The 16,999-nt window shown below is 63.8% G+C and carries 12 protein-coding genes; 8 read left to right on the forward strand and 4 right to left on the reverse strand.

Annotation, left to right across the window (positions count from 1 at the left end; all coding sequences use genetic code 11):
• Window positions 1–53: 53 nt before the first annotated feature.
• The 8 genes from IPM84_08090 (at window position 54) to IPM84_08125 (ending at window position 15,112) form a co-directional block, all read left to right on the forward strand.
• Window positions 54–2,336: a xanthine dehydrogenase family protein gene (locus tag IPM84_08090; GenBank protein ID MBK9092725.1), complete on the forward strand. Its 2,283-nt coding sequence runs from the start codon at window positions 54–56 to the stop codon at window positions 2,334–2,336.
• A complete protein-coding gene (locus IPM84_08095) occupies window positions 2,329–3,204 on the forward strand; it encodes an EF2563 family selenium-dependent molybdenum hydroxylase system protein (GenBank protein MBK9092726.1) in 876 nt (291 codons plus the stop codon). The genes IPM84_08090 and IPM84_08095 overlap by 8 nt, the downstream gene beginning before the upstream one ends.
• 8 nt (window positions 3,205–3,212) lie before the next feature.
• Window positions 3,213–4,616 (forward strand): putative selenium-dependent hydroxylase accessory protein YqeC, encoded by a 1,404-nt coding sequence (gene yqeC / locus IPM84_08100; protein MBK9092727.1) that lies wholly within the window; start codon window positions 3,213–3,215, stop codon window positions 4,614–4,616.
• Window positions 4,617–4,618: 2 nt separating this feature from the next.
• A complete protein-coding gene (locus IPM84_08105; protein MBK9092728.1) occupies window positions 4,619–5,617 on the forward strand; it encodes a glycosyltransferase in 999 nt (332 codons plus the stop codon).
• Entirely contained in the window at window positions 5,587–5,796 is a 210-nt protein-coding gene (locus tag IPM84_08110) for a hypothetical protein (protein ID MBK9092729.1), read from the forward strand. The genes IPM84_08105 and IPM84_08110 overlap by 31 nt, the downstream gene beginning before the upstream one ends.
• A gap of 164 nt (window positions 5,797–5,960) precedes the next feature.
• Entirely contained in the window at window positions 5,961–7,049 is a 1,089-nt protein-coding gene (gene recA / locus IPM84_08115) for a recombinase RecA (protein MBK9092730.1), read from the forward strand.
• A 384-nt stretch (window positions 7,050–7,433) separates the two neighbouring features.
• Window positions 7,434–12,866 carry a DUF11 domain-containing protein gene (locus tag IPM84_08120; protein ID MBK9092731.1) on the forward strand — a complete coding sequence of 1,811 codons (5,433 nt, stop codon included), beginning with the start codon at window positions 7,434–7,436 and terminating at the stop codon, window positions 12,864–12,866.
• A 563-nt stretch (window positions 12,867–13,429) separates the two neighbouring features.
• A complete protein-coding gene (locus tag IPM84_08125; GenBank protein MBK9092732.1) occupies window positions 13,430–15,112 on the forward strand; it encodes an ABC-F family ATP-binding cassette domain-containing protein in 1,683 nt (560 codons plus the stop codon).
• Here the strand turns inward: IPM84_08125 and IPM84_08130 are convergent.
• Genes IPM84_08130 through IPM84_08145 form a run of 4 tightly spaced genes read right to left on the reverse strand, consistent with a single transcriptional unit; the run spans window position 15,052 to window position 16,972 of the window.
• Window positions 15,052–15,324, reverse strand: a complete 273-nt coding sequence (locus tag IPM84_08130; protein ID MBK9092733.1) for a HigA family addiction module antidote protein — start codon at window positions 15,322–15,324, stop codon at window positions 15,052–15,054. The two genes, IPM84_08125 and IPM84_08130, sit on opposite strands and share 61 nt — an antisense overlap.
• Window positions 15,281–15,577, reverse strand: a complete 297-nt coding sequence (locus IPM84_08135; GenBank protein MBK9092734.1) for a hypothetical protein — start codon at window positions 15,575–15,577, stop codon at window positions 15,281–15,283. The genes IPM84_08130 and IPM84_08135 overlap by 44 nt, the downstream gene beginning before the upstream one ends.
• Window positions 15,578–15,604: 27 nt before the next feature.
• Window positions 15,605–16,429 (reverse strand): ethanolamine utilization protein EutJ, encoded by an 825-nt coding sequence (eutJ, locus tag IPM84_08140; protein ID MBK9092735.1) that lies wholly within the window; start codon window positions 16,427–16,429, stop codon window positions 15,605–15,607.
• Between the two features lie 3 nt (window positions 16,430–16,432).
• Window positions 16,433–16,972 carry a DUF861 domain-containing protein gene (locus IPM84_08145; protein MBK9092736.1) on the reverse strand — a complete coding sequence of 180 codons (540 nt, stop codon included), beginning with the start codon at window positions 16,970–16,972 and terminating at the stop codon, window positions 16,433–16,435.
• Between the last annotated feature and the right edge of the window lie 27 nt (window positions 16,973–16,999).

The raw sequence follows: 16,999 nt of genomic DNA on the forward strand, positions 1-16,999 counted from the left end.
GCCGCAAGCAGGCGCTATCAGTCCAACCCTACCCGACCAACCACGGAGTGCCCATGCGCGCAGTAGGCAGCAGTCATCCACGCGCAGACGCCTGGTCGAAAGTAACGGGCGCGGCGCGCTATCCTGGCGACATTGACCTGCCAGATCAACTGTGGATGAAAATCCTCTTTGCCGGGCGACCCCATGCCCGCATCCGCGCCCTGGACACGACCGCAGCCGCGGCCGCACCCGGCGTGGTCGCGGTTCTGACGGCCCGCGATGTGCCGCACAACGCGTATGGCCTGATCATTGCGGACCAACCCGTGCTTTGCGGACCGCTGGATGACGTAAACACCCAAGCCGGCAGTGACATTGTGCGTTTCGTAGGCGACCAGGTAGCCGTGGTGGTAGCTGAAACGGCCGCACAGGCCGCTGCGGCCCTGCCCTTGATCAAGATTGACTATGAGGACCTGCCGCTTGTGACCGATCCACTGCAAGCCATGCGGCCGGACAGCCCCAACGTTCATCCAGAGCGACCCGGCAATGTCGTGCATAGCTACCGCATCCGCCGCGGCGATGTCGAAGCCGCACTGGCCGCGGCCGCTGTGGTGATCGAACAGACCTACACCACCCATGCGCAAGAACACGCCTATTTGCAGCCGGAGGCCGGCGTCGCCACCGTGGACGAGTCTGGCCTTGTCACGGTGGTCGTGGCCGGCCAATGGGTGCATGAGGACCGCAAGGAGATCGCGCACGCGCTGGGGCTGCCCGTGGAGCAGGTGCGGGTGATCTATCCGGCCATCGGCGGCGCGTTTGGCGGGCGTGAGGACATGTCGGTGCAGATCGTCCTGGCGCTGGCGGCCTGGCGTCTGCATCAGCGCGGCATCCAGCGGCCGGTCAAGATCGTTTGGAGCCGCGAGGAGTCCATCATCGGGCACCACAAGCGCCATCCGATGGTCATCAAGGCGCGCTGGGGCGCAAGTCGCGACGGCCGTTTGCTGGCCGCCAGTGTGGACCTGACCAGTGACTGCGGCGCCTACACCTACACCAGCACCAAAGTGCTGGGCAATGTCACGCTGATGTGCCTGGGGCCATACGACATTCCCAACGTGGCCGTGGATGCGCGCACCGTCTACACCAACAACGTGCCATCCGGCGCGTTTCGGGGCTTTGGCGGCCCGCAGGGACATTTTGCGGCCGAGATGCAGATGAACTACCTGGCCGAGGCGCTGGGCCTTGATCCCGTGGAGTTCCGGGCGCGCAATGTGCTGCACGAAGGTTCGACCCTGGCTACCCGCAGTCGGGTTCCGGCCGGCTGTACGGCGCCGGAGGTGCTGGCACGCTGTGCCACAGAGGCCGGTTGGGTGCGGATGGCGAGCGGCTGGCAGCCTGGCTCTGTCTCCCCGCAGGCCACGGCGCCAGCAGATCGTTTTCAGACTGCGTTAGATGCCGCCGCTGATGACGGTAACAGGCGCCGTGGCATCGGTCTGGCCTTGTCGTATAAAAATGTCGGCTTCAGCCTGGGCTTCGTGGATGAGTGCTTTGCCACCGTGGAACTGCACGGGCAGACAGGGGTGGAGCGGGTCGTCGTTTATCATGCCGGGGCCGATGTGGGGCAGGGCGCGCATCAGTTGATGTGTCAGGTGGCGGCAGAGGTCATCGGGGTGCCGCTGGAAAGGGTCGAGTTGATCGCTTCGGACACCGCGCAAACCGACAACAGCGGCAGCACCTCGGCCAGCCGCATGTCGTTCATGGCCGGCAACGCCATCATCGCGGCCGCCCGACAGGCGTTGGCCTTATGGCAGGCTGAGGAAGATCGGCCGGTGATCGTGCGACAGCGCTACGTGCCGCGTCCCACCACCGCCTACGACAAGGAAACGGGCGCATCTGATCCCAATATCACCTACGGCTACTGCGCGCAGGCGGCCGCGGTAGAGGTGGACATGGAGACCGGCCACATTGCCGTGCGCCGCCTGGTTTCGGTCAACGATGTGGGCAAGGCCATCAACCCGCAGCAGGTGGCCGGCCAGATCGAGGGCGCGGTGGCGCAGGCGCAGGGCTGGACTCTGCTGGAGGAGTTCAAGCAGAAGGATGGCCAGGTGCTGACCAGCCGCCTGAGCACCTACCTGATTCCGACCATCGCGGATGTGGCCGATGTGGTGGAGCCGGTGATCCTGGAAATTCCCGACCCGCAAGGCCCCCTGGGCGCGCGCGGCATGGCAGAAATGCCCTTCATCCCCACGGCGCCGGCCATCGTGGCGGCCGTGCATGCGGCCACCGGCGTCTGGATCAACGACTTGCCGTTGACGCCAGAGCGGGTATGGCGCGCGCTGCGCCGCGTGGAACCCCATGCGTAAGACCCCACTCACCCCAGGGCGGTTTGGGATCGTTTTGATCAAAGGCGCGGGAGATTTGGGATCGGGAGTCGCCTACCGGCTGTGGCGCTGCGGCTTCCAGGTCGTCATGACCGAGTTGGCGCAACCCTTGTGCGTGCGCCGGGCCGTCTGCTTCGCCGAGGCGGTGTATGCAGGCGAAACCACGGTGGAAGGGATCACCGCACGGCGAGTACACACCCTGGCCGCGGCCAGGGCGGCCTTGAGCGACGATGTGCTGCCGCTGCTCGTGACGCCTGACCCTGGGCTGCTGGCAGAACTGACACCGACCGTCGTCGTGGATGCCATCATGGCGAAAGCCAATAGCGGCACGCAGATCACGGACGCTCCGCTCGTGATTGCCCTCGGCCCCGGGTTCACGGCGGCCCATGACTGTCACGCGATTGTGGAGACCCACCGCGGCCACACCCTGGGCCGCGTCCTGTGGAAGGGTCAGGCGCTGCCAGACACTGGCACGCCCGGCCCAATCGAAGGCTACACAGCCACCCGGGTACTGCGTGCGCCCATCGAAGGCTATGTCATTCCCCTGCGCGCGGTTGGCGAACACATCAAAGCCGGCGAAATCCTGGCACGCGTCAGTCCGCAGCCGGCCAGCGAACAGGGAATCCCGGTGCGAGCGCTCTTTCCGGGTGTGTTACGCGGCCTCGTTCACCCATCCCTGCTCGTGCAGATCGGCCGCAAAATTGGCGACCTGGATCCACGGGATGACGTCAGTTACTGTTTCACCATCTCGGAAAAATCACTGGCTGTGGCGGGCGGCGTCCTGGAAGCCATCCTTAGCAGCGGATCACTCACCGGACCACTCTCAATAAACGGCAACACGCACCTGTGAATCTCCATGTGGCCTTGCGAATTGCCCCCCGCGAACTCGTCAGCTTCACCGGCGCTGGCGGTAAGACCACGGCCATGTTTCGCCTGGCGCAAGAGTTGGCCGCTGCGGGCTGGCACGTGGTCACCACGTCCACGACGCGCATCTTTTCCACTCAAACCCGCCTGGCGCCGTGCCACTTGCGCCTCGATCAACTGACCTACCTGCCGTTTGAATTGACCGCTGCCCTGGCTATCCACCGCCATGTGCTGATCACAGGCCCCACCGATGACATCGAGGACAAAGCACCGGGAGTGCCGATTGACACCGTTGAGGCGATCAGCCGCCTGCCGGGCGTGGATGCGGTGTTGGTCGAAGCGGATGGCGCGCGTATGCGCCCGCTGAAGGCGCCGGCCGCGCATGAGCCGGTGGTGCCGGCCAGCACGACGCTGTTGGTGCCGGTGGTTGGCCTGGATGTGCTGGGAGAGCCGCTGACAGAAGCTCATGTGCATCGGCCGGCGCGCGTTGCCGCGTTGACCGGGCTGGCCGCGGGCGAGACGATCAGCGCGGAGGCCATCGCCGCGCTGCTGGGCCACGAGCAGGGCGGATTGAAGGGCTGTCCCCCAGGCGCACGCGTCGTGCCTTTGCTCAACAAGCTCGACCGTCTGTCGCCAGATCAACGTGAGGCGGTCACGGCGCAGATCGCGCAGCGCCTCTTGCGGCAGACGCCTGCGATCAGTGACGTGCTCATGGGCGCGGTTGCCACGCCCGTGCCTGTCGTCGAGGCGGTTGGCCGCGTGGCGGGCGTCATCCTGGCGGCAGGCGCCGCGCAGCGCTTGGGCCGGCTCAAGCAACTGCTGCCCTGGCAGGACACCACCCTGCTCAATCATGTCATCCGCCAGGCGCTGGCCAGCAGCAGCCTCGACCCAATCATCGTCGTGCTCGGCTGCCAGGCGGAGATCATCCGGCCTACGTTGGCGCCATTTGGCACGCGCATCCGGGTCGTCACTAACCCGGCCTGGGCCGAGGGTCAGTCCACCTCGGTTCATGCTGCGATCCACGCCCTGGGCACGCACGAGGCGCCGGTGGCCGCGGCCGTTTTCCTGCTGGCCGATCAGCCGGACGTGACGCCGGCGCTGGTGGATGCCCTGGTGGCCCGGCATCGCACGACCCTGGCGCCGCTGGTGGTTCCCTATTACCAGGAGCAGCGCGGCAACCCTGTACTCTTCGACCGGCGCACCTTCGGCGATTTGTTGGCAGTGACGGGCGATGTCGGCGGACGCCCGCTGTTGCACACCTACGCCAACGAGCTGTCCATCGTCGCCTGCAAGCAGCCGGCGCCGCGCGATATTGACACCGCTGCCGACCTGGAGATGCCCCCGTCGCCAACGCCGCTCGCCGGTGGAACGGATCGGATGATGAGGAGCATTACCTGACTATGCGAATTGCACTTCTACTTGACGCTTACAAACCGATCATCAACGGCATCACCACGTTTGTCAGCCTGCACAAGCGGGCGCTGGAAGAGGCCGGGCACGAACCCTGGATCATCACCCTGGGACATACCGATTACCAGGATGACGAGTTCCGGGTTGTGCGCTCAAAGGCAGTACCCTTGTCGAACACCGGCTATCATATCAACTTCGGCTATAACCGTGAGATACGCGAGCTGCTGCGCACCATGGACATTTTGCATGTCCACCACCCCTTTCTCAGCGGCGCCATGGCGACTACTCTGGGACCGCGCTATGGCGTTCCGGTACTGTTCACCAGCCACACGCGCTACGACCTCTATGCGCAGCAGTATCTCCCTATCTTACCAGCCACCATGTCTGACACCTTCCTGGAGACGTTTTTCCCGGCGTTCGCCCAACGTTGCAGCCTGGTCATTGCCCCGTCGGCCGGCATCCAGGAGGTTCTGCGCCGCTGGGGGGTACAGGGCCGGATCGAAGTAGTGCCGAATGGTATCGAACTGGAGCACTTCCGCGCGCCAGACTGGCACACCACGCGCAGCGCGCTGGGGCTGAGCGAGACAGGATCGGTGGCGGTCTTCGTGGGGCGCATGTCCGGCGAAAAGAACATCCAGACCCTGCTGCGGGCATTTGCCCCGGTGACGAGCGAGTGTCCAGACGCCCATTTGCTCATGATTGGCGGTGGCCCTGAATTGGATGACTTTCGCAAACTCACGCAGGAGATGGGCATCGCGTCCCAGGTTCTGTTCACCGGCTCCATCCCGTATGAGCACATGCCTGGCTACCTGGCGCTGGCCGATTTCTTCGTGACCGCCAGCGTGAGCGAGGTGCATCCGATGACGGTGCTGGAAGCGATGGCCTCGGACTGCCGGTGCTTGGCATTGACTCGCCGGGCATCAGCGACACCGTCGTCAATGGGCAGAACGGATTCGTGGTGCAGCACGACTACGCGGCGTTGGCCCTGAAGATGCTGCGCCTGTTCTCGGAGCCAGAACTGCGCGCCAGCCTGGCAGCCGGCGCCCGCCAGACCAGTACGCTCTATGACATTCACACGACCACGCAACGCTACGTGGAGATCTACGAGGAGCAGGTACGCCAACGCCGTCCGGCCCGCCGGCGCTGGTGGACGCAGGGGCGTCGTTAAGCGCGCGTGACGCGCGCGCGGCTATTTTGACAGCCAAGAACATTTGTGCTATCATTCGATCTACCTTTGTTTTTCTACACATGACACCGGATAAGGAGACCTGACACATGGCAGCGAGTAAAAGCACCACCCCGACCGACAAGAGCACTTCCAGCCGAAACCCTATGGCTGGCAAATCGAAAGCCCTGGAAACCACTATCGCCAGCCTGACCAAGCGCTACGGCGAGGGTACCGTGATGAAGATGGGGGACGCCACGGAACTACACATAGACTCCATCCCAACCGGGGCGCTCTCGCTTGATCTGGCCCTGGGCATTGGCGGCGTGCCACGCGGGCGCGTCATCGAGATTTATGGACCGGAGTCTTCCGGCAAAACTACCCTGTGTCAACACATCATCGCCGAAGCGCAAAAGCGCGGCGGTATTTGCGCCTTCATTGATGTGGAGCACGCGTTGGATCCCAAATACGCCGAACGCTGCGGCGTCAACGTGGATGCGCTCTACGTATCGCAGCCCGACACGGGCGAGCAGGCGCTGGAAATCGCCGAGGCGTTGGTGCGTTCCGGCGCCATTGATGTGCTGGTGGTGGATTCGGTGGCGGCCCTGGTGCCGCGGGCCGAAATCGAAGGGGAGATGGGCGACAGCCACGTGGGTCTGCAGGCTCGCCTGATGAGCCAGGCGCTGCGCAAGCTGTCAGGCGCGATCAAGCATTCCAACACAGTCATGATCTTCACCAACCAGTTGCGCCAGAAGATCGGCGTCATGTTCGGCAACCCGGAGACGACTAGCGGCGGGATGGCGCTCAAGTTCTACGCTTCGGTGCGCATGGACATCCGCAAGATCGAGACACTGAAGAGCGGCAATGACATGGTGGGCAGCCGCACACGCGTCACCATCAAGAAGAACAAGGTGGCGCCGCCCTTCCGTGTGGCCGAATTCGACATCATGTATAATGAAGGCATCTCCAGAGAAGGAGATGCGCTCGATCTCGGCGTCTCCATGGGGTTGGTGGACAAGCGCGGCAGTTACTTTGCCTACAGCGACATGCGGCTGGGCCAGGGGCGTGAAAACGCCAAGCTGTTCCTGCGCGAGCACCCCGAGCTGATGGCACAGATGGAGGGCGAAATCCGTCGGAAGGCAGGCATCGGCGTGCATAACTTCGAGCCAACCGACACGCCTGCCGTCGTGCCTTTCCATACCGGTGGTGCCGCCAGTGACGAGTTGGAAGACGAGGATTACGCGGCTGCAGCCTGAAACTACTGCAAGCGGGCACGAATTGCGCCTGTTTCCTTAGGCGGAAAAGTGAAGCCTATTCCCGCTTGCAGTATAGCACGACACCCGCTTGATCCGCTGCCATGACAGGCAGACCAGAAGAAAGCCCAACGCGACGCTCACCGGTCGCGCTGGGCTTTCTTGTTTGTACGAAAAATCACCAACCCCTCGCGATGCAAGATGCTTTCCGTGTTCGCTTCTTTGATACCGCACGCGTGCAATCGCGAGTGCGCTTAGGATTCGTAAGAGGCGTCCTGCCGCATTGTGCCGAGAGTAGGCTGACAAACACAAGAAGCCGTGTTTTTTGCGAATCCCTAGTTCTGGATCACAATCACGTTCCCAGTTTCCGTTCTCAGGAGGCAAACCATGAAATCACGCTCAAATGCAGTGCTGTTGGCGCTGTTCGCTACCCTGGCGCTCTTGCTTGGCGGTGCCCTGATCGTGGCCGCCGGCAGTGATGCGGCGCCGGCACAGCAGAGCGGCCTGGTGATTACTATCGCCAAAGCCGTGGATCCAACCGAGGTGGGAGTCAACGAAACGATCTCCTACACCGTTTCACTCCACAACGACAGTCCACAGATGGTCAGCGGTGTGGTCGCCACCGACGCGCTGCCCTCGCTGGTCATGTACGAGCCAGGCTCGGCCAGCGCCACATCCGGCGTCGTCACGGTTGATGGCAATTACATCACCTGGGTTGGCGACGTGCCAGGCGGGGCCGAGGTGCAAATCTACTTCCGCGCTAAAATTGGCCCACAGGTAGCCTGCAAGACGATCATCATCAATCACGCCTTCGTCAGGGTGGGTACCCTTGTCGGGCAGTCACCGCCGGCCGCTATCCAGGTCATCTGCCCGGACTTGGGCGATGCGCCGGACAACACCAATCACTTTGGCGTGAGCATGACCGCCTATCCTCCGGGCGGCCCTCTTGGAATCGCCGCACGCTATCCCACGGTCTATGGCGGCCCTCCCGGCTCTGTGCGCGGCCCTTATCATCGCTTTAGCCGTTCTGACTCCTGGCTGGGGCATAACGTGAGTGGCGAGGCCGATGCTGACCTGTTTTGGGACAACGATGGCATGCGCAACATCGAGCCGCCGCCCGACGTGCCTAACCATGACGGGTTCGATGACGGCGTGCTCGGCGGTGCGCTCGTAGACTGCCAATCTTCCATCTTCAACTACACCGTCACGATTGTTGGCCCGGCCGCTACCCGTTATTTCAATGCCTGGTTCGATTACAACCAGGACGGTGACTGGGAAGATGTCATTCCGTGCGCCGACGGCACGGCAGCCACTGAGTGGGCCGTACAGAACCAGACTATTGGCTTCGGCCCCGGATTCTACACGATTACGACACCGGCGTTTACTCCCTCGTTGCCGGCCGCTGTCAACAAAATGTGGATGCGCATGACGCTGACGCGTAATGAGCAGCCGCCGATCAACCCGTTTACTTCCATCCCCGACGGTCGCGGCCCTGACGCCGGCTACGTCTACGGCGAGACGGAGGATTACTTCTTCATCAACGAGCAGCAGGGCGAGCCACACCTGCAGGCGGTCAAGACGGTCAACACCAACCTGACGACGCCCGGCAGCACGCTGACCTACTCCATTGTCATCTCCAACACCGGCAACGCGCCGGCCAACGGGGTGCAGTTCCAGGACCTGATTCCGGCCGGGACAACCTATGTGGGAGGCAGCGCGACCGCGACCAGCGGCAGCGTGAGCTACGGTGGTGGCATGGTCCAATGGAACGGGAACATTCCGCCCGGCGGCAGCGTGACCATCACCTTCCAGGTGACCGTCAACGCCAACTTCCAGTGCCCCGGCACGGTGCAGAACGTGGGTACCGTGCTGTTCAATGGACAAGTCCTCAGCACCAACCCGGTCTATACAGAAATTTGGTGCCCGCCGCCGCAAATCACCATCCAGAAGGTGGTCAACCCAACGCATGCGTCCGTGGGCGACACCTTGATGTACACGATCACGATCAACAATCCAACGACGACCAACATCGTGGGCGCCACGGCTGAGGACCAGATCCCGGCAGGCACCTCATACGTCCCCTCCAGCGCCTGGGCCAGCAGTGGCAGTGCCACCTACGTCCCCAACAAGGTGGTCTGGACGGGCAATGTCCCGGCCGGTGGATCGGTCACCTTTGGCTTCAGCGTCTTGGTTGGCTCCACCGCCACCCCACAAGAGTGCGGCGGTCGCATCGAAAACAAGGCGGAGCTGCACCTCAATGGCGCGATCATCGCCTCCAATCCGGCCCACACCCAGATCATGTGCCCCGACCTGGGTGATGCACCAGACAGCAGCAATCACTTCCCCAATACGATGCAGGCCTACAGCAGCGGCGTGCTCGGTCGTTTCCCCACGGTCTTCGATGCGGCCACCGGCTTGCCCGAAGGCCCGAAACACTGGCTGCCACGCGCCGATGCCTGGCTCGGCCAGTGGGTCAGCGGTGAGCGCGATGCCGATCTGACGCCAGACGAGGATGTGCGCCCCAACCTGGAGCCGCCCTTGAATCGGCCGGATCAGGATCGCTTCGATGACGGCATCGTGATGCCGATCAGCCTGCTCTCCTGCCAGCCCAACACCTTCAACTTCATGGTGTCCGCCCAGCCCGGCGCGGCCCGCAGCCGGATTGCCAATGTCTGGTTCGACTATAACCAAGACGGCGACTGGGAAGACAGCTTCCAGTGCGCGAATGGCATGCTGGCCCAGGAATGGGCCGTGCAGAACCAGGCGGTCCCCATTCCCGCCTCTGGCGCTTTCGCCAGCCTGCCGTTCGCCACCACGCCTTACTTTGCCTGGACACCGATGGCGAATACCAAGCTGTGGATGCGCATCACCCTGTCCGATATGCCGGCGCCGACCATCATCGGCGGCCCGGCCGATGGCCGCGGTCCCGCCGCCGGCTACCACTTTGGCGAGACTGAAGACTATTTCCTGCCGGGCCGTCCGGGCGAGCCGCCGCATCTGAGTTTGCGGAAGTCCGCGGACGTGCAGCATGGCTGGATTGGCGACACGATCACCTACAGTATCACGGTGAAGAACCTGAGCAATGTGCCGGCCAATGGCCTGGTCGTGCAAGATCCGATCCCCGCCGGCACGGTCTACGTCAGCGGCAGCGTCTCCTCCACGGTGCCCACCGCCACCTTCACGGGCACGGCCATCCAATGGACGGGCAACCTGCCGCCGATGGGCCAGGTGACAATCCGATTCAAGGTGACTGTCGTGGGCAACCCTGTCGTTCCGCCCGAGTGTAACCAAAAGATCACCAATCGGGCCACGCTGACCTCGCCGGATGGCGTCACGCTGACGTCGAACCCGGTCCACTTCTTCCTGATCTGCCCAGATCTGGGTGATGCTCCGGACACCACCAACCACTTCGGCGCGGCGATGACCGCCTATCCCGCCGTACCAGCCAACTACCCCACCGTGTTCGACCCCGGGACCGGCGCCGTGCAAGGCCCGCGCCATCGTTTGCCGAAGGCTGATGCCTTCCTGGGGCGTGGCGTGACCGGTGAGCGCGACGCTGACCTGATGCCTGACCAGGATGGCCTGACGAACCTCGACCCGCCGGCCAACGTGGCTAACCGCGACCGGATGGACGATGGCCTGGTGCGCCCTCTCCTCCTACCCAACTGCCAGCCCACACGCATCAGCTACGTGGTGACGGTGGTCGGTCCGGCCCGCGCTCGTTATGTCAATGTGTGGTTCGATTGGAATCGTGATGGCGACTGGGAAGACCTCTTCCAGTGCGCCGGCATGGCGGTCACGGCCGATGAATGGGCGGTCAAGAACCAGGTCATAGCCTCTGGCCCCGGCGTGTATACGATCACATCGCCGCTGTTCCTGCCCTTCAACGCCAATCCCAATCAGTCCCTGTGGCTGCGGGTGACTCTGTCGGAAGTGCCCGCACCCATCAACTCGGTCACGCTGCGGCCTGATGGTCGCGGCCCGGCCGGCGGCTATCGCTTCGGCGAGACGGAAGACTACTTCAACGGCGACGGCAACGGCAACCCAGACGTGTGGGTGATCAAGACCTTGCGCCGCATCGAACCTGTCGAGGCCTCGGTTCCCGGACAGCCGGGCGGCGGCTGGCGCGCGCTGTGGCACATGGACTATGGCAACAGCGGCACCGCCACCGCGAACAATGTCGGCGTCACCGACGTGTTTCCCACCGGCATGAGCTATGCCAGCAGTTCCTCGAACCCGAATCACGAACCGCCGGCAGTGGGTGGCACAAGCGCCACCTGGAGCATCGGCACCCTGGCGCCTGGCGACAACGGCTTCATTGATCTGTGGCTGTACGCGCCAGCGACAAGCATGCCCTCAGGGACCATCATCACGAACACGGCGACGATCAGCACGACGACCCCGGGTGATGATCCAACCAACAATACGTCGAGCGCCAGTGGCATCATCCCGCTGATGCCGCCGCGCATCACCTGGCCGCTGGCTGGCACCACCTGCTCAGGCAACATCACCGTGACCGGCACGAGTGCCCTCGGCACGGTGGTGGATGTCTACGTGGACGGCGGCCTGGTTGGCACCGCCACAACCGATGGGAGTGGCAACTGGAGCTTGCCGGTGACGGGTCTGACCGATGGCGCTCATGCCATCTACGCGGTGGCTCGCTTGGGCGCCAACACCAGTCCGCCATCGCCCACGGTGGTTGTTATCGTGGACAGCACGCTGACCTGGGATCCGCTCTCCCTGACCTTCACGGCCTACTATGGCGGCTCGCCCTATGTGCAACACATCATGAACGGGTCGGGACGGGCCGATCCCACGGGATGGACGGTGCGCCTGCGCCCGCCCTTCACCTACACCGTGGACGTGCATGTCTGCTGCGATGACCCGGCCACCGCGCAGGTCACGCTGACCGTGGGCATCACGCCTTACGTGATGAGCCACATCGGCGGCGGCTGGTTCCAGACAGTGATCCCCGGCGTCACCAATCCCAGTGTACCGATGTCACTGGCTTGTACGTGCGACGGCACCACCACCACAGGCGACGGCACCGGCCTGATTGATCCGGACGGCTACGTCTTCGATGTGGATACCGGGGTGGACAAGACTGACCCCATCATCAATCTGCTGGGCCGCACCGTAACGGCGCTGGAGGAGGACGACAGCAGCAACTGGAACCGCTGGCCGGCCGAGCTGTACGAGGCGCAGATCAACCCGCAGGTGACCGGGGTGGATGGCTACTACAGCTTCTTCACGCCGCCTGGCAACTACCGCATTACCGTCGCCGGCGATGCACTTTACCAGCCGTACCGAAGTTGGACGCTCACCGTGGTGGATACGCCGCAGCATCTGGACGTTCCGCTGACCAAGGTCTCTGCCAGTGCGCAGGCTGCCGTGAGTGTTGACGCCAGCGGCTTCCAGCCGTCTGCGATCCAGGTGTGGCAGGGCGCCACGGTTTCCTGGCAGAACACCGAACTGACGGACGGCGACTTCCACAGCGCGACCAGCGACCTCGACGCCCGCGCGAACACATGGGGCTTCGACTCCGGCCTGCTGGATCGCGACCAGACCTATCAACGCCAGTTCAACAACATCGGCATGTTCACCTACTTCGATGTGGAGAACACAGGCGCCACCGGCTCGGTGCAGGTCTGCAAACGCACCGATGTGAACTGCAGCAACACGGTGGATGTGCTCGACCTGAGCGCCGCGGCGGCAGCCTGGCACAACGCCTACGACAGTCTGTACGATATCAATGACGATGGCTCCATCAGCATCGCAGACATTCAGATGATTGCCGCCGACTTTGGCTGGGCCTTCTAGCCGCTGATTTCACCCCGACCAGGAATCCTCGTCGCAGCGACGATGGGCGCTCCTCCCCCCCACAGGACCGCCAGAAGCCGCTGCGACGAGGTCTTTTTGGGGAAGAAAGACCTGGCTGTCAAAACGCCAGCATCCATCCGCAGACGATACGACTCACCCCGGGGTGCTCCGACAACTGTCTGCGGATTCGCTGCAAGGCTCTCCGTGTCCGTTCAGCCTCTCTAGTGTGGGGGAGCGAGAGTAGGGCAGGACTCATTGTCTGTCTACTGAACGGACACGAGAGAGCCTTTTATTGTCCGCGACCGCCCTCTTCCCCCCTTCTCCTCTCCCCTGCGCGGAGAGGAGAGGGCCAGGGATGGGTGGGATCTCCCCTCTCTCCGCCGCGCGGAGAGGAGAAGGGCCAGGGGATGAGGTGAGGCCACTCTTCCCCCCTTCTCCTCTCCCCTGCGCGGCGAGGAGAGGGGCCAGGGGATGAGGTGAGGATCTTCCCCCCTTCTCCTCGCCGCCGCGCGGAGAGGAGAAGGGGCCGGGGGTTGAGGTGAGGCTGACAAGGACAGGACATCATGATTATTCTCCGTCTCGACAATGTATCCTACACACACCCCGGTGGCCCTGGCGTGCAGAATCTAACCTGGGCCATTGCTGATGATGCGCGGCTGGGCTTCGTCGGCCCTAACGGCGCGGGCAAGAGCACGATTCTCAACCTGCTGGCCGGGCGCCTGTTGCCGGATCGCGGCTTCATGGTGACGGCCAAAGGCGCCAGCGTGGGCTATTTGCCGCAGGAGGTGCGCCTGGACCCGCTGCACACAGTCCTGATCGAAGCGATGACCGCGTCTGCCCGGCTGGCCGCCATCGAAGCGGATCTTGAAAAGGTCACGCGCAGCATGGAAGACCCGGCCGTCTACGACGATGAAAAGGCGCTGGCGCGTGCGCTGGATCAGCAGCAGCGCCTGTTGACCGCGTATGCGGAGGCGGGCGGGCTGCAATACGAGAACTCTGTCAAGGCCACCCTGCGCCAGTTGGGTTTCGACGACAGCGATTTCGATCTGCCGACGGCAGCCTTGAGCGGCGGGCAGAAGAAGCTGCTGGCGCTGACTAAGTTGGCCGTCAACCGGCCGGCCTGCCTGCTGTTGGATGAGCCGGACAATCACCTGGATTTGGCAGGCAAGGCCTTCCTGGAGGGGTTTATCCGCACGTATCCCGGCGCGGTGGTGATCGTGTCGCACGACCGTTATCTGCTGGATGAGGTGGCTGACAACATCGTGGAGTTGGAAGGCGGCAAGCTCGAATTCTATATCGGCAACTACACGGCCTATGTGGTGGAGCGCGAGCTGCGGCGCCTGCGCCAGGCGCAGATGGCTGCCGCGCAACAGAAGGAGATCAGCCGGCTGGAGGCTTCGATTGCCAGAATGGAACTGTGGGCCAGTCTGGTGAGCCCGCGTGCCTCCAACCGGCGCCATGTCATTCAAGCGCGCAACAAGCGTCGCCAGATCGAGCGCATGGACAAGGTGGATGCGGTGGTGGAGCAGCGTACCATGGGCCTGGAGCTTGAAGGCTGGCGCGGCTCCAGCAAAGTCCTGGAGATCATTGACCTGGTGAAGGCGTTCGATGATGACCTGGTGCTGGCCGGGGCCAACCTGCTGCTGTGGCACGGTGAGCGCGTGGGCCTGGTCGGCCCCAACGGCGCGGGCAAGAGCGTGCTGTTTCGCTGCATCATCGGTGCGCTGCAGCCGACGAGCGGCGTGGTCAAAATCGGGCCGAGCGTCAAGATGGGTGTCTACACGCAAGAACACCAGAGCCTGGACTACAGCAAGACCCTGGTGGAAATGGTGCGCGAGGTCAAGCCGATGTACGAGCGCGAGGCGGCCGCGTTCCTGACGCAATTCCTCTTCGAATGGAAGCGGGCACACGAGCAGACGGTCGGCAGCCTGAGCGGCGGCGAGCGCAGCCGCTTGCAGATGGCGCTGCTGATGCTGCAGCAGCCCAATTTCCTGCTCCTGGACGAGCCGACCAACAACCTGGACATCGCTTCGTGCGAGGTACTCGAACGCGCGCTGGATGACTTCGAAGGGACTGTGCTGGTGATTTCACACGACCGCTATTTCCTGGATCAGACGGTGGATCGCATCGTGGAACTCGATCCCGACCAGGGGGCGTTGGTGAACTACACGGGCGGGTATACCGATTACCTGGAGGCCAGGCGGATACGGTCATCCAGTTCATCTTCGGCCACGTCGAGATCGTAATCCATCTGCAGGCCCAGCCAAAAATGCGCCGAAGTGCCGAAATAGCGGGCGAGGCGCAGCGCAGTATCGGCCGTGACCACACGTTTTTCAAGAATGATCTCCTGAACGCGGCGCACGGCGTGATATCGGCGAGATCGCGGGCGATGATGGCGTCGAGCAGGGCGGCGTTCATTTCTCGCGGGGGGGGGGGTGGCGTCGGCGGGGGTCCTGATCGCCCAGGCGGGCGAGGACGGCTGCTTTGACCTGACCGGCCAGGTTGGACGCCGGGCTGGGGCCTGACGGCGCGGACGCCGGCGCGGCGCCTGGCGTCTGCGCCGCGCCGGCGGCGTTGATGCCCATGCCGAGCTTTGTCATGCGATCCTTGGCCAGCGCGGTGATGACGGTGTTGGTGTCCACGTCCAGGCGGGTCACGCCCTGCACATGCAGAGCATCAATGTCACGTTCGGTATAGAATTTCTTGGGCATCGGTTCCTCCTGCGGGGCTAAGCGTGCCTAGCGGCTGACTCGGTCGTGCATGGCAATACCGAGCGGCGTGATGAACAGCGGGTTGCCGGGAAGCAGGGTCTTGATTCCGGTGTACTCTTCGATGACCTGCGCCATGCCGGGAAAGGCGCAGGTGCCGCCCACCAGGTAGAGCGTGTCCACAGGATGGCCGGCGACGTGACGACGCACGATGCTGCCCACCTTCTCCATGACCGGGCGCAAGACCGGGAACAAGCGCGCCTGCTCACGCGGGTCCTTCTTCAGTTCCTCAGCCTGCTCGAATGTCAACCGCAGACCACCAGCCAGGACCAGGGTGAAATGGGTGCCGCCAGTCGGCTCATCGGCCGTGTAGATGACCCGGCCGTCCTTGACCACCGCGATGCCGGTGGTGCCGCCGCCCACATCCACAATGGCGCCATCACGAATCTGCAGGACGTTGTTGGCCGCGGTCGGTTCGTCAATCAGATCGGTACACTCCAGGCCGGCGGCAATCAGCACATTGGCCGTGGCTCGCACTTCACTGCGCGGCACGCCCGGCGGGTAGGCCGAAGCCGCGTGGGTCAACTCGACGCCCAGGCGCTGTTCCACCTGCTGCTTGAGACGCTTGAGCAGGCTGATGGCGCCGTGAAAGTCCACCACCAGGCCGTCGCGCACCACCTGTGCAAACTGGTAGGCGCCGGCCAGGGGTTGTTGTGCGTCGTCTAACACCATCAGCACGGTGTAGGCAGTACCCAGGTCAACGCCGACATGCACCGGCCGGCCGCGCAGCCGCGGGGGCCGGCCGCTCATCACCGCGTCGGTCTGCTTGAGCAACGTCTGCAGATGCGGGTTCATGCGCTATTTGTTCCAATCGGCCGGATAGGTGACATAGACGAAGCGCGTGCGGCTGGGGGTGCCAAAGGTGATGCTGGAGCCTTTGGGGATGAAGATCACATCGCCCGGCCCGCCGCGCACCGCGTCGCGGCCACGTGTGATGACCAGTTCGCCTTCCAGGACAATGTCAATCTCGTCGTAGGTCAGGGTCCAGGGGAACTCGCCGCGCTCCAGGCTCATGTAGCCTACCGCCATCGGCGTGCGGTCGTCGCTGGTGATGACATCCTTCAACTGCACGTCGGTTCCTGGCGTTGCCAGCCCTGCGCCGAACGGCTCCAGGCTGACGCCCGCGCGGCGCACGGCCTTGAGCGGCGGCAGGGGTGATGGCGCGGCCGGCTGTGCAGCCGGCGCCGGCGCCGGGCCAGGTCGTTTGACTTCGATGCCCGCCTCGCGCGCCACATCGAGCGCCTCCGGCGAGATCAAATCAGCCTGGCCCAGCACCAGCACTCGTGTGCCCTGGTCACGCAATCTTCGAATGTCAGCCGCGGTAAAAACCTGGCGCATGGAATTCTCCCACAACAACTGCTCAGC

It is taken from the genome of Candidatus Amarolinea dominans (assembly GCA_016719785.1).
Classification (GTDB): domain Bacteria; phylum Chloroflexota; class Anaerolineae; order SSC4; family Amarolineaceae; genus Amarolinea; species Amarolinea dominans.

Coding starts and splice junctions, on each gene's coding strand:
- IPM84_08120 (MBK9092731.1), top strand. CDS start 7,434: ATGAAATCACGCTCAAATGCAGTGCTGTTGGCGCTGTTCGCTACCCTG.
- recA (MBK9092730.1), top strand. CDS start 5,961: ATGGCTGGCAAATCGAAAGCCCTGGAAACCACTATCGCCAGCCTGACC.
- IPM84_08090 (MBK9092725.1), top strand. CDS start 54: ATGCGCGCAGTAGGCAGCAGTCATCCACGCGCAGACGCCTGGTCGAAA.
- IPM84_08145 (MBK9092736.1), bottom strand. CDS start 16,972: ATGCGCCAGGTTTTTACCGCGGCTGACATTCGAAGATTGCGTGACCAG.
- IPM84_08135 (MBK9092734.1), bottom strand. CDS start 15,577: ATGCCCAAGAAATTCTATACCGAACGTGACATTGATGCTCTGCATGTG.
- eutJ (MBK9092735.1), bottom strand. CDS start 16,429: ATGAACCCGCATCTGCAGACGTTGCTCAAGCAGACCGACGCGGTGATG.
- IPM84_08105 (MBK9092728.1), top strand. CDS start 4,619: ATGCGAATTGCACTTCTACTTGACGCTTACAAACCGATCATCAACGGC.
- IPM84_08125 (MBK9092732.1), top strand. CDS start 13,430: ATGATTATTCTCCGTCTCGACAATGTATCCTACACACACCCCGGTGGC.
- IPM84_08095 (MBK9092726.1), top strand. CDS start 2,329: ATGCGTAAGACCCCACTCACCCCAGGGCGGTTTGGGATCGTTTTGATC.